Source organism: uncultured Nostoc sp., assembly GCF_964245445.1.
Lineage (GTDB): Bacteria > Cyanobacteriota > Cyanobacteriia > Cyanobacteriales > Nostocaceae > Nostoc.
Genome location: NZ_CAXTNE010000078.1, coordinates 20,961 through 29,069 on the forward strand (window position 1 = coordinate 20,961; position 8,109 = coordinate 29,069).

Here is an 8,109-nt window from a genome sequence, read left to right on the forward strand (position 1 = left end):
TGAGAGGAATGAGGAATATAGAATATATGAATACAAAACTAACAATTTACATATTAAGTTACAACTTACCTGAACAGGTGGCAATAACTTTAGATTCATTATTGCCATTTTCTAGTAACAATATAATAGTTATTGTAGGTGATAATTCTGACTCTCTATATTCTCAACAAATTCAAGAAGTTATAAATATTAGAAAACAAAGTTTTAATAATCAAATAACCTATCTCAGGCATAAAGTAAATTTAGGTGCTAATGGGAATATTTTACGAGCATTTGAAATAACTGATAGTGAATTTTTATGGATTGTCAGTTGTAAAAATAGGTTTATGCCTAATGCACTAACAATATTAGAAAATTTTTTAGATAATTCAAATGCAACTTTTTTATCATTTATTGAAAATGATTTGAGAGGTGGCAAGGAATTTCCTAAAGTCCAAAAACAATATAATAATTTCTTTGATGCACTATATGAATTAGAGTTTGGCCCAATTACAAGTATTAATTTTACTATTTATAGAGTTTCTCGTATTTCTAAATATATTGCTCTTGGGTATTATGCGGTCGCTTGTTTAGCCCCTCATTTAGCAATTATAGTTAATGCTTTAGATGATGAAACAGAATCTCATTATCTGGAATTTCATCCCGTACAAATTTATGAGCGTCTTCCTCATACTATGGAATGGGATGTGAGACAGTTGTGGGTAAATTTAGGCTTGATTTATCCTCGTCCTCAAGATGAAGGAAAATGGCAAAAAGTTCGAGAAGAAATTCTGCGAACACACTCAGATTGGGTTGTTTCTGTATTCCAGCACTATAAAATTCCACTAACATCAGGTTTTATAGAAAAAACTATAGGACAGTTTGGTTCTAATTCATCAGGTTTAATTCATAGGCTACGAGAAATTGAAGCTAATCGAAAATTTCACAAAAAACAAGAATCAAATCTCTCATTACCTAATACTGAGAAAATGACTACTGCAAAAGATACTTTTAAAAAGCCGATTGAAACCAAAATATTTTTATTTTCTAATGATCCTGGAGTAGGTGGTGTTGCTGAGTACAATCATTCCTTAGTATCTGGGTTAGCTAAGTCAGGGTATGAAGTAACATATATACAACCTTTAGAAACAAGCAATTCAATTGATAAACAGAAAAAATTAGGTGTTCAGCATATCCAATGGAATGAGCAAGATTCCCAGTTTCCAATTAGATTGTTTAATGAACAACAACCTCCTGATTTAATTATCTGTAGCAATACCAATCCTTTCTCTAACTTAGTTGTTAAAGACATAGCTATTAAGTTAAACATTCCTTATATCATAGTAGAAGGTTTAGTTGAACCTCATTTAGCCAAACAACAACTAAATTTATTAACCGTTCTATCCCATCAGTATCGTCATGCTAAAGCAGTAATAGCAGTTTCTCAAGATAACTTAAATTTATTACATCAATTATTTGGTTTAGCTCCTAATCACGGCGAAGTAATTCATTATGGCAGACCTTCTCAATATTTTACTCCTATTGATCTCGGTATACGTTCACGTCGCCGTCAAGAATTTAATATTCCAGATGATGCTGTTGTTTGCCTTACTTCCGCACGAATAGAACGTAGAAAAGGTTATCAATATCAAATGGAGGCAATTAAAGAATTAATACATACCTCCATTTGGAATAAACTCTATTTTGTTTGGATCGGTGGAGGTATTTTTCAACCAGAATTAGAAACCGAACTAAAACAAACTGTTGCTGATTTATCAATTTCAGAGAAAGTTATTTTCTTAGGACAAAAGTCTGATGTTTCAGATTGGTTAAATATTACTGATATTTTTGTATTGCCATCTGAGTTAGAAGGAATGCCTCTTTGTATCATGGAGGCAATGGCAAAAGGATTACCTGTTATTGCTAGTGCAGTTAGTGGTATTCCTGAAGAACTTGGTGAAACAGGAAAATTAATTGCCGATCCCAAAATTGACCCCCAAGCCACCATTAGAGAATTAGTAACAACTATTAAAAATTTGGTTAACAATCCCGAATTAAGAATGTCTCTATCCATAGCTTCTAAACAACGAGCCGAAAAAATGTTTAAAGAAGAAAGAATGATAGAAAAAACATTAGAAATTATTAAACGTGCTTTATTACCTAATAGAGATTATGTTTCTCAGGGTTTGAAAATTATCAAGCCCGATCAACATTTTCCAAATATGATTGCAGCAAATACCAATATTTCTGGGTGGCCTTATCTTCGTCGAGAAATTCCTCATAATTGGTATATTGATCAGCGTTATCCTGGCATTGGTTTTCTGAGTCGAGATGAAGCTAATATTCTCTATAATATAGCTTTGCAATTTAAAGAAAAAAAAGCCTTAGAAATAGGTTGTTGGATGGGTTGGTCAGCTTGTCATCTAGCCTTAGCGGGAGTAAAACTGGAGGTAATTGATCCGCTTTTAGCAAATGAAAGTCATTATGAAAATGTCAAAAATTCTTTGGTAAGTGCCGGAGTTTTTTCTGAAATTAATCTAGTACCGGGTTATAGTCCACAAAAAGTAGATGAATTAGCTCAAAAAACTGGTCAAAAATGGTCTTTAATTTTTATTGATGGAAATCACGATGCACCGGGACCATTAAATGATGCAATTATTTGTGAGAAATTTGCAGAAAATGATGCTTTGGTTGTTTTTCATGATTTAGCCTCTCCTGATGTTGCTCAAGGTTTAGACTATTTCAAGCAAAAAGGATGGAATACATTAGTATATCAAACAATGCAAATCATGGGTATTGCTTGGCGAGGCAATATTCAGCCTCTAAAACATAGGCCAGATCCCAATGTTGTCTGGACTTTACCAGCACACTTATCAGATTATCAAGTTAGTGAGTGGCAACCTACAAAACCTATATATCCTATTATTCTTATTGATGGAGTATTTTTCCAACTTTATAAAACTGGAATTTCTAGAGTTTGGAGATCTTTATTAGAACAATGGGCAAATACTGAATTTGCTAATCATATTTTGGTGTTAGATCGTGCTAATACTGCTCCTAAAATTAACGGTATTCGTTATCGTACTATTTCTCCCTATGACTATAGCAATACCGAAAGCGATCGCCAGATTCTTCAGCAAGTTTGCGATGAAGAAGGAGCAGAATTATTTATTTCAAGCTACTACACTACCCCCATTATTACCCCTTCTGTATTCATGGCTTATGACATGATACCAGAAGTACTAGGAGGCAACTTAAATGAACCGATGTGGACAGAAAAACATAACGGAATTAAGCACGCCTCTGCTTTTATTGCTATATCAGAAAATACAGCTAAGGACTTAAGTACCTTTTTTCCAGATATACCATTAGAATCAATTACCGTTGCCCATTGTGGGGTAGATTCTCTCTTTTGCCCTGCTTCTGAAGTTCAAATAAACGCTTTTAAATATAAATATGGTATAAATAAACCCTATTTCCTATTAAGTGGCTTAGGAGGATATAAAAACGCAATTCTCTTTTTTAAAGCATTTGCCCAACTAAGCAACAAACACAATTTTGATATAGTAGTTACTGGTGCAGGTAATCAATTACCTTCTGAATGGCGACAATATACTGCTGGATGTACTTTTCACGGATTACAATTAAGTGATGAAGAATTAAGATTAGCTTATGCTGGAGCAGTAGCATTAGTTTATCCTTCTCAATATGAAGGTTTTGGAATGCCAGTAATTGAGGCAATGGCTTGTGGTTCTCCTGTAATTACTACTCCTAATGCTTCTCTACCGGAAGCCGGAGGAAATGCTGTAATTTACGTCAAAGATGATGATATTGAGGGTATGGTTGATGCTTTATGTGAAGTGCAAAAACCTAGTTGCAGAAACTTATTAATTAATGCAGGCTTAGAACAGGCGAAACATTTTTCTTGGATAAAAATGGCAGGAATTGTAAAAACAGCCTTAATTAAAGCCTCCTTTTTAGATTTGAATCTCAAAGAAACTAACATAATTGTTTTTCCAGATTGGTCAACAGATGAAGAAAAATTAGGATTAGAATTGATGGATGTTATTAAATTAATCACATCCCATCCTAATCATAAACAAATTACTCTACTGATCGATATCAATGGAATTGCAGAAGAAGAGGCTGATTTCTTATTGCAAAGTATAGCTATGAATCTTATGATGGAAGAAGAAATAGATATAACTGAGAATCTGACAATTTCTTTATTGAGAAATTTGACTGATAGCTTGTGGCAAAGTTTAATTCTTTGTATTAATGCCAGATTTGTATTAGAACATGAAAATAAACAGATAGTTGCCAATCAGCAAGTACGGACAATTCCTTTATATTCTCTAGAAAATTTATAATTTTATTATAAATATATTTATTATATATAGTAATCTTAAATGAGTTGTGAAAATTCTCTACTTTTAGATACCCGATTTCTTTAAGAAGTTGGGTATCTAACTTTTCACGGAATAAAATCGAATGTTTCTATTATATCCATTCCAGTTGACTAATTGAACGCAGATTTTCGTCCGTTGGAGGTTGTTTGAAAAGTGGTAGGCTCTGATTTTAGACACTTATTGATCCCTCCTAGCCCTTATTGAAAAAGGGGGAACCAGAATCAAAGTCCTCCTTTACAAGGAGGATTTAGGGGGATATAGAATGTTTTGCTACCGACAAGAGGACTTTTTAAACGTCCTCTTAACTCAACTTTATCCAAAATTAAGAACTCGCTTTTTTTATTCGACCAAAACCCTGGCTTTTTGGCAAATATTTTTTCCACGTCACAGATTATCGATGAAGTTAAAAAAGTCAAACTACTGTCTCACAAAGGTTTTAGCTGAGGCAATCGTGCAATGACTCCGCAGGAGTATCGCGTTGCGAAAAAAATGGATAAAGTCGAGCTTAAGTAAAGAGCATTAATTAAGTTTGGACTGGTTATTTGTTTGGGAATTGCTGTTGACTTGTTCTTTCTTCAGTTTCTCCAATAAAACCTTGTAATTCGGCCTATCAGGACGTAACTTGACTAGCTTTTCTAAAGCTTGAATAGCACCTTGAGTATCTTTCAACCCTAAGCGCACATTTACCAACCCTTCCAACGCCACTACGTTCTCTGGTTCTCGTTGTAAAACCATCTCAAAACCCTGTGCCTTTTGTTGTAATGAAGAATCTGGAGATGGAACTACTGTTTTGGATGGCTCAATTGCCTGTCTAATTACAGGAACCGCCGAAAATACAATGGAACTTAAGAACGAGACCATAGAGACTAGTGTTAGCAACTTTTGTCGCCGCTTAATTTGCTTGCTACGGTTAATTAGGTAGTCTTCCCCTGAACTAGCCATACTTAGATATATCCTGTGGTAAATACTTAGATTATAGTATTATTACTGTTTTTAGGATACCCACTTTCTCACAAAAACTATCATCTTGGTGAAAGACGTTTTACACAAAATTCAAATGCTGACTCTGAAGACAAGCAAGCTTTATGCTCTGCGTTCGCTTATTATGAGAGTCGAAGCGGAATTAAAGGCTTAATACAAAAGGAAAACGGCTATTTTTAAGTAACCAGTTATTTGTAAGTAAAATTTATGACTATCACAAAAGCCTTCCAGAGGCAATTATTTAAGGCACAGGAATATGATAAATCATAAAATGCCAAAAGCTCTATGCAAGAAAAAATACCTGAATCTATTGAATTGCCTGGATTACAACCCCTGTAAGGCTTAATTAAATCTTGCATATCAAAAATGAGCGAACAGACAGTTTATGGTAGGCCCATGCTCTACCGACAATTTTGCCATGCGATCGCTCCTATCTTTCAAAGCAAAACCCTCCAAGTTTTATTCACTGGGCGAAAAATTAAGATTATATAAAGATTTGCGATTATTCAGCCTAAAGTTAGATGTTTACGATATTGTAAATAACGTTTAAATAAACAGGAAGAGTAGATATTTCTACTCAATTGCAAATTTACCTGTTAGTCAAAAACTTTCAAGCTAGCCCGTGTCCTACAGTTCTTCAACAAGCACACATATTTTTTGTGATTAAAACAAATAGAATTTTCACAGTTGTCCTCAGTCACACTACATAGTGCAACTTCCCAGACGAGTAATTATTTTTCTCGGCGTCCACAATAGATATCTTACAAAAGGTACTGTTGCACTCTAATGGTTAAAGGTTACAAGGAAAAAGAAGACGGCTAAAGGTTAAAGGGAAAAGGGGAAACAAAAGCATCCTTTACCCCTTTAGCCCTTAATGCTTATCCCCTGAACCTTTGCCCAGCTTCTGCAAAAAGTTTAAGGACTGCTTGGTGAATTTAGAGTTTTGTGGTGGTAATTACCGTACAAAAGCGAATTTACCAGTAATTTAGTAGAGTTTGTTATGGTATAGTTAAAAAGTTAAGACTAGCTTTACCAAAATTACACCACTCTACGATCCGGCAACAATTGCAGAATGGAAAGCAGTTTTAATTAAGTATTTACCAACAAAATCTGAATTCAATCGAGGTTATGACTCAGCAAGTGATTCACCCAATGGTGAAATTGCAGCGCAACGTGCAATCACTCATAGAATCGAACATTATCAAGCCAAGCGATAGCATCTGGAAAATTGCTTTGCTCTACGGTAATGAATGGCAGCACTGGAAACAGGAACTGCTTGACTTTGGCTTTAGTATGCAAGACCCAGTTAGTGAATTGCTAGCTGTAGAAACTTGGGATGAGGAATAGGGAATAGGGAATAAGAATTTTTAATATTCACCACTCCCCACTCACCACTCCCTACTCCCCGCTTTCTAAAGTTGGCAACCAGCTAACGCCGCAGCTAATTCCTTTGCAGTTTGATAGCGATCGCGTGGCAATGGTTCTGTAACGCGATCAATTACATCTCTTAATTGGGAACTAATAGTGGGAACTTTTGCCACATCAAACCTGAAGTTTCGCCCTCGTTGGCGGTAATACTTGAAAGGGTTTTCGCCTGTGAGCAGAAAAATCACCGTTGGCCCAATTGCATACAAATCAGATTGAGTCAAAGGCTGTCCTCGTTCTTGTTCAGGAGCGCAGTAACCTTCTGCACCAATACGAGTACCAGGTGCTGTGCCAATTTCCTTAACTGCACCAAAATCTAGCACCACTATGCGATTTAGTGAACTTCGCACCATTAAGTTGGCAGGTTTAATATCGCGGTGAATCAGTGGCGGCTCTTGGCTATGAAGATAGTCTAAGATATCGCAGGTTTGGATCATCCAAGTGATCGCCTGGCTTGGCGTAACTGGCCCAGTAGTATAGACACGTCTCTCTAAATCTTGTCCGTGGATTAGTTCCATTGCCAAGTATTTTTTTCCGTCTTCTACAAAGAAGTCGTAATACTTGGGAATTCCCGGATGGTTAAGGGATTTGAGAGTATACGCCTCCCGCTCAAATAATTCTTGAGCTTTGGCAATTTTTAGCATATCAGCATTCATTTGCTTCAACACCAGCAATTGTGGCATACCCGCAACCTGACCAGCCGCATCCCAAGCGAGATAAGTAGTACCCATACCTCCTTGTCCAAGAGTTCGCAACACCTGATAATGGCGAATTTTCTGTTGTACTGAGAGAGGTTGGCCGCAGTGGATGCAAAACAGATTGTTTGGGGAATTGCCTTCATGGGTGCAAGTGTATCTACCTTGGGCTGAATAGAGTGTTGCAACGGCGTTCTCTTCTGTTTCTTGCATTTGTTGCGATCGCACACCAGTTTCCAGTACTGTTACATCCTGAATTTGGAATTTCAGTATTGGGCCTCCCTGTGCCAGTTGCAACAATGAATTATCTGGTAAGGGACTCTGAATTACAAGCACACCGTTGAGGAAAGTCCCATTCGTACCCTGACTAATCAGCCGCCAACCACCGCCATTGTTAGCAGAATCGTGTCTCAGTTCTAGATGATGCCGCGAAACTAAACTATCAGTTAAAACAACATGATTATCTACCGCTCGACCAATCCGAATTATGGAAGAGTTCTCAAAGCACCACTGCTGGAGGGGCGTTTTCTGTTGCGGTTCTAACAAAGTCAGACTAACCACAATACAACCTACAAGTTAAATGGATCAGGCATTGAGCATTGGGCATTGGGCACTTGTAC

At 36.4% G+C, this 8,109-nt stretch carries 4 protein-coding genes; 2 read left to right on the forward strand and 2 right to left on the reverse strand.

Annotated elements, in window-relative coordinates; all coding sequences use genetic code 11:
• The first annotated feature begins 26 nt into the window (after positions 1-26).
• Positions 27-4,349: a glycosyltransferase gene (locus ACFE90_RS15210; protein WP_375501857.1), complete on the forward strand. Its 4,323-nt coding sequence runs from the start codon at positions 27-29 to the stop codon at positions 4,347-4,349.
• A 558-nt stretch (positions 4,350-4,907) separates the two neighbouring features.
• On the opposite strand, the gene ACFE90_RS15215 is transcribed toward ACFE90_RS15210, so the two are convergent.
• The gene (locus tag ACFE90_RS15215; RefSeq protein WP_375501859.1) at positions 4,908-5,330 is read right to left on the reverse strand and encodes a tetratricopeptide repeat protein; all 423 of its coding nucleotides are present in this window, start codon (positions 5,328-5,330) and stop codon (positions 4,908-4,910) included.
• Positions 5,331-6,497: 1,167 nt separating this feature from the next.
• Here ACFE90_RS15215 and ACFE90_RS15220 point away from each other — a divergent pair.
• Positions 6,498-6,716 (forward strand): DUF4327 family protein, encoded by a 219-nt coding sequence (locus tag ACFE90_RS15220; protein WP_012407469.1) that lies wholly within the window; start codon positions 6,498-6,500, stop codon positions 6,714-6,716.
• A gap of 65 nt (positions 6,717-6,781) precedes the next feature.
• Here the strand turns inward: ACFE90_RS15220 and ACFE90_RS15225 are convergent, their stop codons facing one another.
• Positions 6,782-8,050, reverse strand: coding sequence for a protein kinase (locus tag ACFE90_RS15225; protein ID WP_375501861.1), 1,269 nt, complete (start codon positions 8,048-8,050; stop codon positions 6,782-6,784).
• Between the last annotated feature and the right edge of the window lie 59 nt (positions 8,051-8,109).